Annotated in this window: 1 protein-coding gene; it reads right to left on the bottom strand. The window is 65.9% G+C overall.

Features of this window, described 5'->3' with window-relative positions:
• Positions 1–126: 126 nt before the first annotated feature.
• The coding region (locus L979_RS02570; RefSeq protein WP_047688848.1) for an FAD-binding and (Fe-S)-binding domain-containing protein at positions 127–2,722 on the bottom strand (2,596 nt) is incomplete at its 5' end.

The raw sequence follows: 2,722 nt of genomic DNA on the forward strand, positions 1-2,722 counted from the left end.
TCAGTTTCCTGGTCGATCAGCGCTGATCGACCAGGAAACTGACCACTGAACACCAGCAGTGGGCCCAGTGACTACTCAGCATCCCCATCAGGGTGGTGCCGCAACGCACCCACTGACCATCTGGATCTAGCGCGTGGCCTGCTCCAGGTGTTGGAGGATGTGCCGGTAGGTGTGCCCGGTTGCCTGCGTCATCCCCAGTTCGCACGTGCGATTCAGGGACGCATAGGCATCAAAGTCCCGCTCATTGACCTCCGTGCTCTCCCGCGCCGTGGCGGATGCGGTCAGCTCAGGGTGCAACATCCCGCGGTCCCCGGCGTAGCCGCAGCAGTTCCAGGCCACCGGGGTCACCACCTCATCCGCCACGGCATCAGCCAGCACCCCGAGCGCCCCGTTGACCCCCAACTGCGTGGACGAGCACGTGGGGTGAAGGACCATTGATCCCACCCTCTGCTTGACCTGCAGTTGCGGGAGCACGTGGTCGGCCACGAATTCCACCGCATCCACAAACCGCAACGCTGCGTACTTTGAATCGGCTGCTCCGGCCTTCATGGCCTCCAGCCCCTCCGTGCAGGACGAAGCATCACACACCACCGGCAGTCGCCCCTGCTCCGAGGCCTCCCACAGCGCAGGCAGGGTCACCTCACGCATGCGCTGGTGACCGGCAGTCATGCCCTTGGACTTCCACGGGGTGCCGCAGCACGTGGCGTCCACGTTCTCAGGCACCGTGACCGCCACCCCGGCCCGCTCGCACAGAGCAAGCAACGCCTCGGCCGAGGACAACGACGACGCCGTCCCCTCCTCCCGCTGTCCCTTCACCGATGGCTCGTCCCCGAACATGGCGGTGACACACGCCGGGAAGAACACCGCCGACGCATGGGGATCCTGAGGGCCGGTCGGGCGTCGTCGTCCTCCGGCGGGAAGTGAGCTCAGGTACTCGGGGACGCGGTCCCGGCCCAGGAGCCGACGCCCCACGGCGGTGGCACTGCGCGGCAGGAAGGACGGCACGGCCTTGGCCACGCTCAGTGCGGTCGATGCCCCGCGGACCGTCTGCCCCCAGTTGGCTGCTGCGGTGTCCCAGAGTTTGGCCTCTGCGCGGGAGGTGCCGTCCGCTCGCAGCCGCCGCACCAGGTCCCCGGTGTCAATGAACACCGGGCAGGCGGTGGAACACATGCCGTCAACGGCACATGTCTGTTGGCCGTGGTATTCGTACTCGCGGATCAAGGTCTGGGCGCTCTGGTGGTCCCCACGGGCTTGGGCAGCCACGATTTCGCGGCGCCCCACAATGCGCTGGCGAGGTGTCAGCGTGAGGTCCTTGGACGGGCACACGGGTTCGCAGTAACCGCACTCCACGCAGCGGTCCGCATCCTCCTCAGCAGCCCCGGTCAGGGAGGGCGCGATCTTGAGGTCCTGGAGATAGCACAGGGGGTCGGCATTGAGGATCACGCCCGGGTTGAACACGCCCCGAGGATCCACCAGGCGTTTGAGCTCCTCCATGACGTCGTAGAGCTCGTCCCCGTACTGCCGCCGGACGAACGGGGCCATGATCCGCCCCGTTCCGTGTTCGGCCTTGAGGGATCCGCCGTTGTCCAGGATCAGATCCACCATCTCATCAGTGAAGTCCTGGTACCTCTGCAGGCATTCGGGATCGGAGAAGTCCTCGTTGAGCAGGAAGTGGACGTTGCCGTCCTTGGCATGCCCAAAGATCACGGACTGCTGGTAACCGTGGGCGTCGAACATCTCCGTCAGGGATTCACAGGTGGCGCCCAAGGTGGAAACCGGAACAACCACGTCCTCCAACAGTGCGTTGGTGCCGGACGGGCGGTGGCCTGCCACGGCGGCGTAAAGGCCTTTGCGCACGGTCCACAGCGCAGCTCGGGCGGTGGGGTCCAGCGTGAGGTCGGGCTTGCTGACAAGGGGGAGATGATCGAACAGATCTGCCGCCCCGTCAGTGCGCTCGCGCAACAGCTCCGCGGTGTCCCCCTGGTACTCCACCAACAAGGCCGCGTGGTTCTGAACCTGAACTCCGGCTATGGGGCCAGGTGCCTGGCCGTAGGCCTGTGCCACCTTCAGGGAGGTGGCATCCATCAACTCCACCGTGGCCGAATGGGCCGCCACCAGGTCCGGAACGGCATCCGCTGCGGCATACAAATCCGGGAACACCAACAGGCCCGTGGCCATGTGGGGATACACGGGCACGGTGCGGAACACGGCCTCCGCCACAAAACCCAGGGTGCCCTCCGCCCCGATCATCAGCCGTTCCAGGATTTTGACCGGCACACTCTGGTCCAGGAACGCGTTGAGGCTGTAGCCCATAGTGTTCTTCATGGCGAACAACCGCTGGATGGTGGCCACCGACTCCGCGTTCTCCACAACGCGCCGCCGCAACCGCAGCAGGCCCTCATGGAGGTCTGGTTCGGCTTCATGCAGGTGGCGGTCGGCATCCGGATCCGAGGTGTCCAGCACCGTGCCGGAGGGCGTCACCAACACCATGGATTCCAAGGTCTGGTAGGTGTTGAACTCCGTCCCGCAGTGCATTCCGGAGGAGTTGTTGGCGATGACCCCACCCAGGGTGCAGGCCGATTCGGACGCCGGATCGGGGCCGAGCTTTCGACCGTGTCGGCCCAGCGCGGTGTTGACCTCCCGCACGGTGGTTCCGGGCCGGATGGTGACCCGGGCGGCGTCGTCGTGAATGTGGAAGCCACGGAAGTGGCGGCGGACGTCC

This window comes from Kocuria sp. ZOR0020, from assembly GCF_000800955.1.
In the GTDB taxonomy this organism is placed as follows: Bacteria; Actinomycetota; Actinomycetes; order Actinomycetales; family Micrococcaceae; genus Kocuria; species Kocuria subflava.